Genomic DNA, 15187 nt, shown 5'->3' on the forward strand with positions numbered 1-15187 from the left:
CGACAAGATGATGCGCAAACAAGAAGGAGGATCGCATGAGTGACGTCATCGACCGCCCGATGCTCGACCAGGAGAAGACCGCCGCGTCGCGGCTCAGAATCATCGATTGCGACATCCATCCGAGCATTCACGCGCACAGCGACCTCAACGAGTTCCTGCCAAAACGCTGGCAGCAGCATCTGAAGGAATATGGCAGCCATCTGCGCACGCCCTATATCGGCACCACGCCGTATCCGCGCTCCTCGCCGCTGATCGCGCGGCGCGATGCCTGGCCGCCGACCGGCGGCGTGCCCGGCTCCGATCTCGATTTCATGCGCAAGCAGCACCTCGACCCCTTCGACGTCGAGTTCGGGATTTTGCAGGTGCTCGACCTCTTCATCTTCTCGCAGCAGAATCTGGAATTCGGCGCCGCGATCCAGCGCGCCATCAACGACTGGCAGCTGGCGTTCTGGGCGCATCGCGATCCGCGCCTGAAGGCCTCGATCCTGGTCGGGCAGGATGGCTCCGACCTCGGCCTCGCCGAGATCGAGCGCTGCGCCAAATCAGGCGAATACATCCAGATCAATGTCTCGCCGCGTGCCAACGAGCCGCTCGGCCGCCGCCGCTACTGGCCGATCTATGAACGCGCGCAGGAGCTCGATCTGCCGCTAGGCATCCATGTCGGCGGCTATGGCGGGCATGCGCCGACCGGCGGCGGCTGGCCGTCCTATTATTGCGAGGAGCATCAGTCGAACGCGCACACGGTGGCCTCGAATCTCACCAGTCTTGTGCTGGAGGGTGTTCCCGAGCGCTTCCCGAAGCTGAAGATCGTGTTCATCGAGGGTGGCTTCGGCTGGATCCCCGCGACGATGTGGCGGATGGATCAGCACTTCGAACGCTTCCGCAGCGAGGTGCCGCATCTGAAGCGCAGGCCGAGCGAATATGTGAAGCAGCATTTCTGGTTCACGACCCAGCCGATCGACGAGCCGGATGAAGCCAGGCACCTGCGGCAGCTGATCGAATGGGTCGGCATCGACCGGCTGTTGTTCTCGTCGGACTATCCGCACTGGGACTATGACGACGCGCGCTACGCCTTCAAGACACCGCTGACGGACGCCGAGCGTCGCAAGATCTTCAACAGCAACGCCCGCGCGGTTTACAAGTTCTGAGTATGATGAGATTGGATCGAGCAGCAACCGCGACGGAATTGCGCTCCCTCTCCCGCTTGCGGGGGAGGGCTGGGGTGGGGGTGTCGCCGCTCGCGACACTCTTCACGTGGGGAGAGCCCCCACCCGTATCGCATCTAACGATGCGATACGACCTCCCCCGCAAGCGGGAGAGGTGCAGGGCGCCTGTTGCGAGACCGTTTCAACCTGACCTCACCCCGCTCCAGGATTCCGATGACCCGTCACATCGTCGCGCGCACCAGTGAGATTCCGGCCGGCGGCAACAAGGTGTTCGGCCTCGAGGGCCGCGACATCGTCGTGTTCCACGTCAATGGCGAGTTCTTCGCGCTGCTCAATCGCTGTCCGCATGAAGGCGCGCCGCTGGAGAAGGCGGCCTGCGTCGCGCGCCTGACCTCGCCGGAGCCCGGCATCTATCAGCGCGACCGCGTCGGCGAGATGCTGCGCTGTCCGTGGCACGGCTGGGAATTCGACATGCGCAACGGCCAGTCCTGGTTCGATCCCAAGCGGTTCAGGATCCGCTCCTATCCGGTCGCGGTCGAGAGCGGCGCCGAGTTGCAGAAGGGGCCGTATGTCGCCGAGACGTTCCCGGTGCATATCGAAGACAATTACGTGATCGTTGAGGTCTAGCCGGCGCGTTGGCGCAGTTCGTTCGACCGTGCGCGTTGCCGCGGCCCTCGTCGTGGCCGGGACAAGCCCGGCCATGACTCAGATAAGGTTATTGCGGATTATGCAATAATGAAGTGCCGTCAACGGCAATTATAATAACCGCTGCAATGGGCCACCTTGAGCTGGCGGTCGGGAATGAACCCGTCCACCACATCAGGAACGGCACATGAAGCTCTATCACTTCGCTCTCTCCGGCCACGCGCATCGCGCGCGGCTGTTTTTGTCCCTGCTGGGAATTCCGCACGAACTTGTTGACGTCGACCTCAAGTCCGCCGCGCAGAAGCGGCCGGAATATCTCGCGCTCAACCCGTTCGGCCAGGTGCCGGTGCTGGACGATGACGGCGTCATCATCTCCGACTCCAACGCGATCCTGGTCTATGTCGCGACCAAGCTCGGCCGCACCGACTGGCTGCCGCAGGATGCAAAGGGCGCTGCCGCGGTCCAGCGCTGGCTGTCGGTTGCTGCCGGCGATCTCGCGTTTGGGCCCGCTGCGGCACGCCTCATCACCGTGTTCGGCGCAAAGCACAATCCGGACGACGTGATCGCGCGGGCGCATGTCCTGCTGAAGCGGCTCGAGGCCCATCTCGCCGGTCGCGACTGGCTGGTCGGTACGGCGCCGACAATCGCAGACGTCGCGCTCTACAGCTATCTGTCGAGTGCGCCCGAAGGCAATGTCGATCTCTCCGCCTATGCGCGCGTCAACGCATGGCTGCGCCGGATCGAGGCGCTGCCGGGCTTCGTGGCCTTCGCCAGGACCCCTGTCGGTCTGGCGGCTGCGTGACCTGCTGACCGGGCGTGCCGTCGGGCGCGCCCGTCCAACCCCGAAGGGGAGGGCGATACGATGAGCGACAGACGAACCAAGCGCAAGCTCGCGACCTGGCATGCCGGCGAAAAGGCGATCCAGCAAAAGGTCGGCGTCGCCGAGAAGATGGACGCCGTCGGCCAGCGCGCGGTGCGCGACTTCATGCCTGACCAGCACCGCGATTTCTTCGCGCAGATTCCCTTCATCGTCGTCGGCAGCGTCGACCGAAGCGGCGACGCCTGGGCCTCGCTGCTGGCCGGCAAGCCCGGCTTCATCTCTTCGCCGACACCGCGCAGCCTCGAGATCGTTGCGCGGCCTGACGCCAGCGATCCCGTCAGCGAAGGCATGCGCGAGGGCGATGCGATCGGACTGTTGGGAATCGAACTGCACACGCGGCGGCGCAACCGTGCGAACGGGTTGCTGCGCGCGGCATCAGGCAAGGCACTCAGCTTCGAGCTCGATCAGAGCTTTGGCAATTGCGCGCAGTATATCCAGCTGCGGGATTTTGCCTTCGTGCGCGCGCCGGATGAACCTTTTGCGGGAGAGATCGAGGCGAGCACGACGCTCGATCAAGCCGCGCGCGACACGATCAAGGCGGCCGACACGTTCTTCGTGGCGTCCTATGCCGAGCGTGAGGACCGTCGCCAGGTCGACGTCTCGCATCGCGGCGGCCGGACGGGCTTCGTCCGCGTCGCCGACGACGGCACGCTGACGATTCCCGATTTTGCCGGCAATCTGTTCTTCAACACGCTCGGCAACATCCTCGTCAACGGCAAGGCCGGGCTGGTATTCGTCGATTTCGAAACCGGCGACTTGCTGCAGCTGAGCGGTGACGCCGAGGTGACGCTGGACTCGCCGGAGATCGCGGCGTTTCAGGGCGCCGAACGGCTCTGGAGTTTCCGTGCCCGCCGCGTCGTGCGCAGGCGCGGTGCGCTGCCGCTGCGCTGGGCGTTCCGGGCCGAAGGCTGGTCGCCGAATTCGCTGATGACCGGCGACTGGGCGCAGACCGCCGAGCGGATCCGCGCGGCCGAGCGCGCGACGCAGTGGCGGCCGTTCAAGGTGACCAGGATCGTCGACGAGAGCCGATCGATCCGCTCGTTTCATTTGCAGCCGGACGATGGCGCGGGGCTGCTTCCGCACCGGGCGGGACAGCATTTGCCGATCCGTCTCTCGTTGCCCGGTATCGACAAGCCGGTCATCCGCACCTACACCCTGTCGGTCGCGCCGTCGGATGGCATGTACCGCATCAGCGTGAAGCGCGATGGTGTCGTATCACAACATCTCCACGACACCATCCATGTCGCCGACGTCATCGAAGCGCGCGCGCCGGCTGGTGGCTTCACGATCGATGCGCGCGAAAAGCGGCCCGCGGTGCTGCTCGCCGGCGGTGTCGGCGTCACGCCGCTGCTCGCGATGCTGCGCCACGTGGTCTATGAAGGGCTGCGCACCCGCGGCATCCGGCCGACGACCCTGATCCAGGCCGCGCATGCGAAGCAGGACCGCGCGTTCGGCGATGAATTGCAGCAGCTGGTGGATGCCGCCGGCGGCGCGGTGCGGATCATCCGCGTCCTCGGCGATGTCGACGGCGCCGAGCAGGGCACAGACTACGACGCTGCGGGACGGATCGACATGGCGATATTGTCGCGCGTCCTGCCGTTCAACGACTATGACTTCTATCTGTGCGGACCGCCGCAGTTCACCCAATCGCTCTATGACGCCCTGCGCGGCTACAACATTGCCGACGGCAGGATTCACGCCGAAGCCTTCGGTCCTTCATCGCTGGTCCGGAAGCCCGACCTCGTCACCGCCGCGCCGCCGCGGCGGCCGCCGGCGACGATGCCGATCCCGGTCGCCTTCACCACTTCGTTGAAGGAGGCGCGCTGGACGCCCGAGGCGGGGACGCTGCTCGAACTGGCGGAAGTGCGCGGCCTCAGCCCCGCCTTCAGCTGCCGGGAAGGCAATTGCGGAACCTGCCGAACCAGATTGCTGGCAGGTGCCGTGACCTATGTGAAGCAGCCCACCGCAGAGGTGGCCGACGACGAGGTGCTGATCTGCTGCGCGGTGCCGGCGAAGCCGGAGGCCGACGGCGAGGATCGGATCCAGCTTGATCTCTGATCAGCCGCGCTGGGACTGCGCGGTGGTTAAAGCCTGATGAGATTGGGTTGAGCTGGAACGGCGTCGAAATTCACCTCTCCCTTGGGAGAGGTCGATTTGCGCAGCAAATCGGGTGAGGGGTTACGGTCTATCGAGAGAACAAGAGCCCTCACCCGGATTGCACTGGACGATGCTTCGCATCGCCAGGCGCAATCCGACCTCTCCCCAACGGGGAGAGGTGAACCGAGACCGCGCCAAGCAGATTCAACAAAAACTCATCCCGCTTTAGCCCGTGCTGCCCGGCATGAAGCAGCGTGGCCTCGGGTGTCCGTCGAGGTAATACGGCCAGACCATGGTGCGGCCGGCGCGGTTCGGTCCGGCGACGACGGCGTCATCGGGAACGTCGACCCACTCACCCTCGAGGCGCACACGATAGTGGCCGTCCCTGGTGTCCCAATCGGCGTCATCGACACGCTTCGCGTCGCTGCCGTCGCAGCAGGGTCCCTTGACGCTGCGCAGGCTCTCATACCAGCCGTTCAACTCGGGCTGCTGGTGATCATGGGCCTGCGCCGGCCCGATCGCCGGCTTCGCCAAGAGGGCCGTGACTGCAACGAGCGTCGCACGCCAAAACCGTTTGTTCATCTGATCCTCAAATCCGGAAAGCCCATGACAGCCAACCCGGACATGGTCATCGAGATCAGGACATCAATCAGATGATGATCGTCATTTTATCACATTCGTGAGAGGCGCGCGGGGCACTGCCGGAAGGCCGGGAGCTGACAAGCTCAGGCGAGCAGGCTCATCACCTGGTCGATCACGGCCTTCACCTGTTTCGAATCCGGCCTCTGGTGCGCAAGCGCCAGCAGGCCGGCATGCACCACCATGATGGTGTGGGCGGTGACGTCGGGGTCAAAGCCCTTGCTGAACTGGGCGCGATCGGTGCGCAGCCGCGTGCGCAGCAGCTCTTCAAGCCGCCGGTTGTAGCGCACGATGCTCTTGCGGAGCTCGACCTGGTCGAGCGAGCCATCGGTCGCGGAGTTGATCGACAGGCAGCCGCGCTGTCCCTTCTCGCCCGAGCAATAGGGAATGAAGCCGGTAAGCCACTGCTTGATGATGTCCCGCGCGGGCCCCGGCTGCGCCAGCACGCGCTCGGCCCAGCCGAGGATGCCGTCGTGATAGCGGTCCAGCACCTTCAGGAACAACGCGTTCTTGTCGCCGAACGCCGCGTAAAGGCTGGGTTTCGCGACGCCGCTCGCCGCCGTGATCTCGTCGAGCGAGGTCGCCTGAAAGCCCTTCTGCCAGAACATCTGGCGGGCGATTTCCAGGACATCGTCCGGATCGAAGCTGCGCGGCCTTGCCATATCCGTCTTTTATGTACTCTCGCGTCGGATGTGAACCCTTCACCTTGCCGTGAAGGCAGGTCCGGCTATTGACGTAATCTCTATTCTGTACTTAGAAGTAAACAATGAAATCGGGAGGTCACGCTATGAAAGCTGTTCAGGTCGTTGCGTTCGGACGTGCTGCGGAGGTGGTCAAGCTCAACGAGGTGCCGGACGTGGGCAGCCCCGGCCCCGACGAGGTTGTGGTGGCGGTGGAGGCCGCGCCGATCAACAATTCGGATTTCATGATCATCGCCGGGCGATACGGCTATCTGCCGTCGCCGCCGGCCACGCTCGGGATCGAGGGCGTTGGAAGGGTCGTCGCCAGAGGATCACAGGTGAGGAACCTGAAGGAAGGCGACCGCACGCTGATTCCGTTCACAGTCCCGACCTGGACCGAGCGGGTCAAATTCACGGCGTCATGGCAGCGTCCGCTGCCCGAGAATGCGGATGTCCGGCAGCTCTCCATGATCGGGGTCAACCCGGCCACCGCCTATTTGCTGCTGACCGATTTCGTGAAAGTCGCGCCCGGCGGCTGGGTGATCCAGAACGGCGCCAACTCGGCGACGGCCCGCGCCGTGATCGCAATCGCCAGATCGCTCGGGCTCAAGACCGTCAACATCGTCCGGCGCGAGGAGGTCGTGGATGAGGTCAAGGCGATCGGCGGCGATATCGTGCTGCTCGACGGGCCGGATCTCGCCAAGCGCGTCGCCAGGGAAACGGGTCGGGCGCCGATCCAGCTGGCGCTTGACGTCGTTGGCGGTTCATCCGCCTTGAACCTGATGAACTGCCTCGCGCCAAAGGGCGTGCTGGTGATCTACAGCGCGATGAGCGGCCAGCCGTTCTCCGGCTCGGCCTTGAGCGTGATCTTCAACGAGGTGTCGGTGCGCGGCTTCTGGCTCGGCCATTGGGGCAAGACTGCGACGGATGAAGCGTTGGCCAGAATGTACGACCATCTGGTGCCGATGGTCGCATCGGGCGCGATCAGCGCGCCGGTGGTCGGGACTTATCGCCTGGAGGATTTTTCGCAGGCGATCGCGCAGGCAGCGGCATTCAAGGGCAAGGTGATCTTCACGCCAAGCTAGAGCACGATGAGATTAGGTTGAGCTGTAAACCGCGTCGAAGGTTCACCTCGCCCCGAGGGGGAGAGGTGGACCGAAATCGCGGCAAGCCGGGGCAGCTAGACGATGGTCGAGAGCGTGAACGCGTGCCACGCACCCCAGTCAATGCCATCGTACGCGCGCACATACATCGTTTCACTGCCGGTGGCGGCGCCGCCACGCATCCAGACATCATCGAGGTCGGCGGCGCTGACGTCGATCACGGTGCTGGCTGCCCAATGGGAATTCGCAGAGGTCCAGAAATAGCCGCTGTTGGCGTTGCCGCCGCCATCCCAAAACTGATAGGCGGCCGCGGGATTCGCGTCAGCGTCAGCATAGGACACCAGGTTGCCGACCTGGCTCCACTCGTTGACGTGCAAGGTCTGATTGCTGACCGAGGCATCGGGTGCGTGGTTTGGCAGCGACGTCAGGGTAAAGCTGTCCCAATTGCTCCAGGCGGTGCCGTCGAACGCCCTGACCCACATGGTCTCGGAGCCGCCGGCGGTGCCGCCTTGCACCCAGATGCTGGACAGATCGGACGCCGGAACGTCGATCACCGTGTTGGCTGCCCAGTGTGAATTGGCCGGCGTCCAGAAATAGGCGCTGGTCGCAGCCCCACCACCGTCCCAGAACTGGTATTGGGTGATTGCATCGCCGTCGGCGTCGGATGCCGTCGTCCAGTTGACGAGCTGCGCCCACTGCGCGGCGTTCAAGGTATGATCGTTGATCGTCGCGGTCGGAGCCGTATTCGTCGACGTCAGAGTAAAGCTGTCCCAATTGCTCCAGGCGGCACCGTCGAACGCCCTCACCCACATCGTCTCGGAACCGGTGGTCGAGCCGCCTTGAATCCACAGATTGGCCAGATCGGATGCCGAAACGTCGATCGTCGTGTTGGCAGCCCAGTGGGAATTGTCGGGCGTCCAGAAATAGGCGCTGGTCGTCCCCGCGCCGCCGTCCCAGAACTGGTATTTGGTGATCGTGTCACCTTCGGCATCGGTGGCAGTGAGCCAGCCCTGGGGTTTGATCCATTGATTGACGTGCAGCGACTGGTCGTTGACGGTCGCGACCGGCGCCGTGTTCGGCGTCGACGTCAACGTGAAGCTGTCCCAGTTGCCCCAGTTCGTTCCGTCGAATGCTCTGACCCACATCGTCTCGGAACCAGTCGTCGAGCCACCTCGCACCCAGACGTCGGCCAAGTCGGCCGCCGAGACGTCGATCGTCGTGTTGGCGTCCCAGTGCGAATTGGTTGGAGTCCAGAAGTAGCCGCTGGTGGCAGACGTGCCGCTGTCCCAGAACTGGTACTTCGTGATCGCATCGCCATCGGCATCCGTCGCCGTCAGCCAGCTGCTGATGGTGACCCACTGATCGATGTGCGTGGAATGATCGCCGATCGTCGCGACGGGGGTCGAGTTCGTTGACGTCAACGTGAAGCTGTCCCAGTTGCCCCAGTCCGATCCGTCGAACGCCCTGACCCACAGCGTCTCGGAGCCGGTCGTCGAACCGCCGCGGATCCAGACATCGGCCAGCTCGGCCGCCGATACCTCGATCGTCGTGTTGGCAGCCCAGTGGGAATTGCTTGGAGTCCAGAAGTAACCGCTGGTTGCGGACGTGCCGCTGTCCCAGAATTGATATTTGGTGGCGGCATCCCCGTTGGCGTCGGTGTAATTCAGCCAATCCGAGGCCTGCACCCATGTGTTGATATGCAGCGACTGGTCGCTGATCGCGGCAACCGGCGTACTGTTTGGAATCGTCGTGAAGGTAAACGACGTCCAGGCACTCCAGGCAGTCCCGTCGAACGCACGTGCCCACAGCGTTTCCGAGCCGCTGACCGAACCGGAACGCAACCACACCTCGGAGAGGTCAGACGCCGCGACGTCGATGACGGTGTTGGCGTCCCAGTGGGAATTGGTTGGAGTCCAGAAGTAGCCGCTGGTCGCGGACGTACCGCTGTCGAAGAACTGATAGCTGACCGCGGAATTGCCATCGGCGTCGGAATAAGTGAGCCATGGCTGTATTTTTTGCCAGTGATTGGACAACAGGCTGTGGTTGCCAATCGTGACGACCGGTGCGGTATTGGCCATGGTTTGCGTCCTCGTGGGGTGCGCCGGTCGAATCCGGCTAATTTCCAAGGTGCAAGGCAATCAATTTGGCCCGTGAGGCGGGCCAGTCTTGGTCAAGTGTCGTTTGGCTGGGATCAGCGCCAAAGAAATCGTTAATATCAAATTCAGGATCGCAGAATTTCAATGCAGCATCTATGATGGGTGTCACACCCATCCTTCAGGTCGCGTGCGGCAAAATGTCATAGGTATCGGATCCGCCCGGCCTCGTGTGCTTCGTGCTGGCTTTGAAGCCGCAGCGGGGGATAGCGGCCGCAAATCGGTTTTACAAATCGCGGGTGGTCTCTGAATTTTATCCGAACCACGACTTGTGACCGGTGAAGAGCAGCAGTTGAATTCCTGCCGCGGCCAGGATGAAGGCCAAGACATATCTGGTAGCGGTTTGCGATAGCCACCGCAGACCTATCGTCGTCCCGATCATGGCGCCAGCCAGCGCTGCCAATGCGTAAAGCCATGTGCCGCTGGCAGGCATTTGGCCCGCATAAACAGCCCCGATCAATCCGACTGCCGAATTCGCGAGAATAAACGGCGCTGACAGCGCCGCTGTCTGCTTGGGTGACGCCCATTGTAATGCGACCAAGATGGGCGCGAGAAAGACCCCTCCGCCGACGCCAGTTAGCCCGGAGACAAGGCCGACACCCGCGCCTACTGCGCCCGCGCCCCATACCGGCGTCAGTCGATCCGGCTCACCAGCCTTAGGACGACGGAAGGGAAGGATAGCCGCAGCAGCGAGAAGAACCACTCCGGTCGCGACGTTATACAGACGTTCGTCAAGAACGATGAATCCGCCAACAAGAGCGGTCGAGAGCGACGCAATGAGGAGCAGCCTTAGCTTCGCCCAATCAACCAAGCCCGCGCGATGAAAGCGCCAGGTCGAATAGGTGGCTGCGATGATGTTGAGCAGCAGCGCCGTTGGACGCATCTCGTTCGAAGGGAACGAGGCGAACGCCATGAGAGCAAGAAATGCTGTCCCGCCAGCTTGACCAACCGTAGCATAGAGCAGCGAGACGCCGGCGAACATCAACGTCAGCATTGAGGTTCTTTCCCAAGCGTGGCGAGGCTAACAGAACGTCAGGACGAGCCAAGGGTGAAAAAAGTACCGATACGACAGGAGGTGCGATCGCGACCACGGAATGCTCGCGCGTCGCTTGTGCGGCGTGCGAGCGAGTGACTACTTGATCGTCGCGTGCACGGTGATGACCGAGGTGCCGGATGCCTTCGGCCCCTGGCCTGTTGCCTTGATGGCAAACGTGTCGCTGCCCTTGTACTTGGCCTTCGCCCTGTATTCGAAGGTCGATGCGTTGATCTTCTTCAGCTTGCCGTAGGCCGGCTTCTGCGAGATCGACGAGTCCGTCACCGTGCCGCGGATTCCGATCGGGATCTGGCAGCTTTGGCCTGACGCGACGTCGATATCGCCGGACGAATTCTCGCCCCAATCCGCCAATGTCACCGACATCGAGCATTCCGGCACGGGCTGCGCCGAAGACGCTGGCGTGACACTTGATGCCGCAAAGATGAACGCCGAAGCGGCTGCCGTCGACAACCGTGTCGTGACGATACTCGTTTTCATGCAAGGCCCACTGCTGAAGGTTCTCGGCGCAGGAATCCTGCAACGTGGGAGCAGGGGTGGCAAGGGCTTCGCCTCGCCCGCGCGACATGTGTTGAAATGCCTGGGCGCTTGTTGCGTCGCTGAAGCGCCCCCATAGTCATCGCAGCCTTGATCCGATCGGGGCAAAGGCGCGTGACAAGGAAGGGTTCCAATGGCTGAAAGCAACGACGGTCAGGCAAAAGCTCAACCAGCCGGATTTGCCGGCGTCACCCGCAAGACCCTTGAGCGTCTCGCTTTGCCCGGCGATGATCGCGAGCTTGTCGTTGCCGAGGTGACCTATCCGCCCGGCGGGGTTGCTCCGCTGCACCGCCACCCCGTTGGCGGCGTGGTCTTCATCGTCGAAGGCGTTGCCGAGTCCGCCTATGGCGACGAGGCGCCGCGCCAGTATCGGGCAGGCGAGACCTTGCAGGATCGACCCGACGTTCCGCACACGCTGTTTCGCAATTGCGATCCGGAACGGCCGCTGCGCTTCCTGACGATCTACGCGCTCGAGCCCGGGCGCGCCTACACGATGGAGCCGTGAGGTTGCGAAAAGGCCGGAGGCAAAATACTACCGCTGGCTCGCTTGAGGTTTCGGGTTTGCGCCAGCCAGCGGAGGTGGAACGGCGAGCAGGAGGCAAACCGATTCCACCAGGAGTTCATGTGCACGGTCGACAATGTCGTCCAACGAACTCGTCTTCGCGAACATGGCCTGGGCTTCAGCCAACAACCGGTCACGCGTTGGTATGCTGGGCAGATGCAAGTCGGCACGATGCTGCAACAAAGCAAGCGCTTCCCGCACCGACAGTCCGGTTTCGTGGACCGACGATTTGATAGCCAGCGCGATGTATTCGGGATTGAAGCGACCAGCGAGCTGCTCAGCCGTTCGCTTGATCACACGCGATCCCAAGCGCTGCTCGTTGCGGAGGACCTGCATGGGCGGCGCCTTCAGATCCCGGACAATACCGAGCCAGGACAAGGCCACCAAGACATAATAGGTAACGTCAATCTCCCACCACCGGAAGCCTTGCCGCGCACTACTTTGATAGGCGTGATGATTGTTGTGCCAACCCTCACCCATCGTAAACAGAGCCAGCAGCCAATTGTTGCGGGAGTCATCGCCCGTAACATACCGCTTGCGTCCGTGAACATGTGCGAGGGAGTTGATGCAAAACGTTGCGTGATACAGCAGCACGGTGCTCCAGAAGAAACCGACCACGAGCCCGGGCCATCCGGCAATGAGTAAGCACAGACCTGCGACCACGATCGCCGGCAAGACCTCCAATCTGTGCAGCCACATCAACTCCGGATATGAGGCGAAATCCGAAACTTTCGTCAGATCCGTTGCATCGTGCTGTCGATAAAAGATCCAGCCGAGATGACTGTGCACGAAGCCTTTATGCCCCGGCGAATGCACATCCTGCTCGGTATCCGAATGAAGATGGTGATGTCGATGTTTCGCGGCCCACCAAAGGACGCTTTTCTGAGCGCTGCTTTGGGCAAGGAATGCAAGGATGAATTGAAACGTCCGGCTTGTTGAGTAAGCCCGGTGCGAGAAGTACCGATGATAGCCGGCGGTGATCGCAAACATGCGCAGCCAGTACAGGGCGACGCAAATTGCAGTCGCCTGCCATGAGACGCCCGTCCAGACCGCCGCCAGACATCCTGCGTGCACCAGCAGAAACGGGAGGACCTGCGGGTACATGATGTCGTCGTGTTGCTGATCTAGATCGATATTGGTGGACACGCTCGCGACCTCGGCTGCTTCAATGCGCAGGCCGTTTCGCAGGCGGACGGTTCAAGTCCTGATCCTGGCGGGCATCACGCGCGGTGTTGACAAAGAGAACCCCGCGGCCGGGTGACCAGTCGCGGGGTCGCGTAACCAGAGGCTTTGCCAGTTCATCCGTGGTCAAAGCAGCATGGCCGATTGTCGCAGCTTACACCGCGCGCAGATTGTCCGCAGCAGATTTGCCGGTCCGGCGGTCTGCAACGATCTCAAAAGAGACCTTCTGTCCCTCGTTGAGGGTGCTCATGCCAGCGCGTTCGACTGCGCTGATATGAACGAAAACGTCCTGGCCTCCCTGGTCCGGCTGAATGAAGCCGAAACCCTTCTGGCTGTTGAACCACTTCACAGTTCCCATGCTCATGGAAAATCGTCCTATAGATGCGTGTTTGGAGCCGCACTGAAGAGCGCAGCAGGCGAATTCGAAGTTCAGGGGGTGAGGGTCGTCAGTCAGGCACGCTATCAGCGGCGAGGCCAAGTCGTTCGGCCGAAACTCCATCCGAGGTATATGGCTACAGTTCGATCATTCCGCAAGTGGCTTTCCTCCCTTTCTGACCTCGACCGCTCCATTCCCCTGTGAATGGTTGTAATTCATGGAGCGCAGCGGCAAGCCTGCCTGACCGCGCAGCAGGGACATCGCGGTTACGTGCACACGCCCTAATCCTACTTCGCCGTCAGCCCGTCGACCATCGCGCGCGTCAACGTTGCGATCTCGCTGCGCAAGGCGCCGATCGGCACCGCGATCAGCTTGTGCTCCAGCCCGAGCGCGACCATGCCATGCACGGCGGAGAACAGGCTGCGTGCGGTGACGCCGAGTTGCGCCGGCGAACGCTGCGGAAACAATGCGGCGAGCGGCTTGTAGATGTGGCGGAACAATTCCATCTGCTCGGTGATCGCCCATTCCGGCACCGGCTTGCCGGGCTGCATGCGATGCTCGAACAGCGCGCGCCACAGTTCGAGATTGTCGGCGGCGAAGTCGCAATAGGCGACCGCGATCCGCACCAGCATCTCGCGCGGCGCCGCAGCCCCGCCGATCTCGGCCAGCGACAGCGACGCATCGAGCCGCGCCAGCGTGCGCGAGCCGACGCGCAGGATCAGCTCGTCGACATCCTCGACCAGATTGTAGACGCCGCCATTGGCGACCCCGATTTCCTGGGCCAGTTCGCGGGTTTTCAGGCCACCGAGACCCTTTGCCGCAATCGCCCGTTCCGCCGCCTCGATCAGCGCTTCCCGTAGTTTTGCTCGTCGTTCCAATGCCTTGGACATCTTTGATCCTTCGTTAACCACCACCTTGAGCGATGCTCAAATAATTCTTGAGCGTCGCTCATTATGTGGTACAAGAGATTCATGAGCGATGCTCATAACAGGGAGCGACCAAATGTTCAAAACTGTTTTCACTCTTTTCCGCGGCAGCGTGGCAGCAGCGGAGGAGGAACTGCAAGACCGGACAGCGCTGGTCATCCTCGACCAGCAGATGCGCGATGCCGCCGCCGCCGTCGACCGCTCGAAGCGGACCCTGGCGTTGGCGATCGCCGGCGACCAGCAGGAGGGCCGCCGGCTCGACGCCACCAACGCCCGGATCGCCGATCTCGAGGTGCGCGCGTCGGCGGCACTCGAGGGCGGCCGGGAAGACCTCGCCCGCGAAGCCGCGCAGGCGATCGCCAATCTCGAAGCCGAGCGCGACGCCGCGATGACCGCACGCGCGCTGTTCGCCTCCGAGATCACCCGGCTGAAGCGCCATGTCGGCAACGCCGAGGCGCGCATCGCCGAGCTCGACCGCGGCCGGCGCCTCGCCCGCGCATCGGAAGCGGTGCGTTCGCTGCGCCGGAGCGGCATCGAGGCAGCGCGCCCCTACGAGTCGACGCTGCCGGAAGCGGAGGCGACGCTGAAGCGGCTGCGCGAGCGGCAGATGGAGATCCAGGCCGCCGACGAGGCGTTGATCGAGATCGACGCCGCCGCGGGACCATCAGCCACCGCCGAGAAGCTCGCCGAGCAGGGCTTTGGCCCGCGCATGAAATCGACCGCCGACGACGTGCTGGCGCGGCTGAAAGCCAAGCGCCCGAACGCAGCCTGAAACCTCAAGCCTGAAACTGATCCTTCGTCAAATTTCGCAACATCAAGGAGATTACCGTGAACCAGACCATCCAACCCCACAGCGGCAGCTGGGTTACCTTCACCTACGCGTCCTTTGCAGCCTCCGCCTTCCTCGTCGCCGTCGGCGTGTTCTTCCTGCCGATCGATCTCTGGATGAAGGGCTATCTCACGATGGGCATCGTGATGCTGATCCAGACCTGCGTCACGCTGACCAAGACGGTGCGCGACAATTACGAGAGCAGCAAGTTCGTGAACCGCATCGAGGACGCCAAGGCCGAGCGCCTGCTGATGGAAGTCTCCAAGGCAGGGTGAGCGGGCGGGCCGAGCCAACGCGACGCGGCGGGTGTCATGCACCCGCCGCTTTCGTCGTTCGGACCAACTTGTTCCGTTTCCGGAAG

16 protein-coding genes are annotated in these 15187 nt (G+C 62.8%); 8 read left to right on the forward strand and 8 right to left on the reverse strand.

Annotation, left to right across the window (positions count from 1 at the left end):
* Positions 1-35: 35 nt before the first annotated feature.
* The 4 genes from ACE10X_RS07215 (at position 36) to ACE10X_RS07230 (ending at position 4749) form a co-directional block, all read left to right on the forward strand.
* Positions 36-1148, forward strand: a complete 1113-nt coding sequence (locus ACE10X_RS07215) for an amidohydrolase family protein (RefSeq protein ID WP_016845317.1) — start codon at positions 36-38, stop codon at positions 1146-1148.
* A gap of 231 nt (positions 1149-1379) precedes the next feature.
* Positions 1380-1793 carry a Rieske (2Fe-2S) protein gene (locus ACE10X_RS07220; protein WP_173638671.1) on the forward strand — a complete coding sequence of 138 codons (414 nt, stop codon included), beginning with the start codon at positions 1380-1382 and terminating at the stop codon, positions 1791-1793.
* A 205-nt stretch (positions 1794-1998) separates the two neighbouring features.
* Positions 1999-2613, forward strand: a complete 615-nt coding sequence (locus tag ACE10X_RS07225) for a glutathione S-transferase family protein (protein WP_038384302.1) — start codon at positions 1999-2001, stop codon at positions 2611-2613.
* 60 nt (positions 2614-2673) lie between these two features.
* Positions 2674-4749 carry a pyridoxamine 5'-phosphate oxidase family protein gene (locus tag ACE10X_RS07230; RefSeq protein ID WP_038384301.1) on the forward strand — a complete coding sequence of 692 codons (2076 nt, stop codon included), beginning with the start codon at positions 2674-2676 and terminating at the stop codon, positions 4747-4749.
* Positions 4750-5013: 264 nt separating this feature from the next.
* Here the strand turns inward: ACE10X_RS07230 and ACE10X_RS07235 are convergent, their stop codons facing one another.
* Both ACE10X_RS07235 and ACE10X_RS07240 read right to left on the reverse strand, forming a co-directional pair.
* On the reverse strand, positions 5014-5370 hold the full coding sequence (locus ACE10X_RS07235; RefSeq protein WP_038384300.1) for a hypothetical protein: 357 nt from the start codon (positions 5368-5370) through the stop codon (positions 5014-5016).
* Between the two features lie 143 nt (positions 5371-5513).
* The gene (locus ACE10X_RS07240; protein WP_038384299.1) at positions 5514-6089 is read right to left on the reverse strand and encodes a TetR/AcrR family transcriptional regulator; all 576 of its coding nucleotides are present in this window, start codon (positions 6087-6089) and stop codon (positions 5514-5516) included.
* Between the two features lie 125 nt (positions 6090-6214).
* Between ACE10X_RS07240 and ACE10X_RS07245 the strand changes: the two genes are divergently transcribed.
* Positions 6215-7192 (forward strand): zinc-dependent alcohol dehydrogenase family protein, encoded by a 978-nt coding sequence (locus tag ACE10X_RS07245; protein ID WP_038384298.1) that lies wholly within the window; start codon positions 6215-6217, stop codon positions 7190-7192.
* 95 nt (positions 7193-7287) lie between these two features.
* Here ACE10X_RS07245 and ACE10X_RS07250 read toward each other — a convergent pair whose 3' ends face one another.
* The 3 genes from ACE10X_RS07250 to ACE10X_RS07260 form a co-directional block, all read right to left on the reverse strand.
* Complete coding sequence (locus ACE10X_RS07250; RefSeq protein WP_375764123.1) at positions 7288-9288, reverse strand: hypothetical protein; 2001 nt, start codon at positions 9286-9288, stop codon at positions 7288-7290.
* Positions 9289-9616: 328 nt separating this feature from the next.
* Positions 9617-10357: a sulfite exporter TauE/SafE family protein gene (locus ACE10X_RS07255; protein ID WP_038384297.1), complete on the reverse strand. Its 741-nt coding sequence runs from the start codon at positions 10355-10357 to the stop codon at positions 9617-9619.
* 138 nt (positions 10358-10495) lie between these two features.
* A complete protein-coding gene (locus tag ACE10X_RS07260) occupies positions 10496-10780 on the reverse strand; it encodes a hypothetical protein (protein WP_038384305.1) in 285 nt (94 codons plus the stop codon).
* Between the two features lie 304 nt (positions 10781-11084).
* Here ACE10X_RS07260 and ACE10X_RS07265 point away from each other — a divergent pair, with 304 nt between their 5' ends.
* Positions 11085-11456, forward strand: coding sequence for a cupin domain-containing protein (locus ACE10X_RS07265; RefSeq protein ID WP_038384296.1), 372 nt, complete (start codon positions 11085-11087; stop codon positions 11454-11456).
* A gap of 27 nt (positions 11457-11483) precedes the next feature.
* Here ACE10X_RS07265 and ACE10X_RS07270 read toward each other — a convergent pair whose 3' ends face one another.
* The 3 genes from ACE10X_RS07270 to ACE10X_RS07280 all read right to left on the reverse strand — a co-directional run bounded on the left by ACE10X_RS07270 (position 11484) and on the right by ACE10X_RS07280 (position 13961).
* Entirely contained in the window at positions 11484-12617 is a 1134-nt protein-coding gene (locus ACE10X_RS07270) for an acyl-CoA desaturase (RefSeq protein ID WP_085970584.1), read from the reverse strand.
* A gap of 232 nt (positions 12618-12849) precedes the next feature.
* Positions 12850-13059 carry a cold-shock protein gene (locus tag ACE10X_RS07275; protein ID WP_028341292.1) on the reverse strand — a complete coding sequence of 70 codons (210 nt, stop codon included), beginning with the start codon at positions 13057-13059 and terminating at the stop codon, positions 12850-12852.
* Positions 13060-13358: 299 nt separating this feature from the next.
* A complete protein-coding gene (locus ACE10X_RS07280) occupies positions 13359-13961 on the reverse strand; it encodes a TetR/AcrR family transcriptional regulator (RefSeq protein ID WP_038384294.1) in 603 nt (200 codons plus the stop codon).
* Positions 13962-14073: 112 nt separating this feature from the next.
* Here ACE10X_RS07280 and ACE10X_RS07285 point away from each other — a divergent pair, with 112 nt between their 5' ends.
* Together ACE10X_RS07285 and ACE10X_RS07290 are read left to right on the forward strand one after the other, a co-directional pair.
* Entirely contained in the window at positions 14074-14769 is a 696-nt protein-coding gene (locus ACE10X_RS07285; RefSeq protein ID WP_028341290.1) for a PspA/IM30 family protein, read from the forward strand.
* A gap of 56 nt (positions 14770-14825) precedes the next feature.
* A complete protein-coding gene (locus ACE10X_RS07290; protein ID WP_038384293.1) occupies positions 14826-15101 on the forward strand; it encodes a YiaA/YiaB family inner membrane protein in 276 nt (91 codons plus the stop codon).
* Positions 15102-15187: the final 86 nt, after the last annotated feature.

Origin of the sequence: Bradyrhizobium sp. Pha-3, assembly GCF_042258325.1 — a bacterium.
Classification (GTDB): domain Bacteria; phylum Pseudomonadota; class Alphaproteobacteria; order Rhizobiales; family Xanthobacteraceae; genus Bradyrhizobium; species Bradyrhizobium elkanii.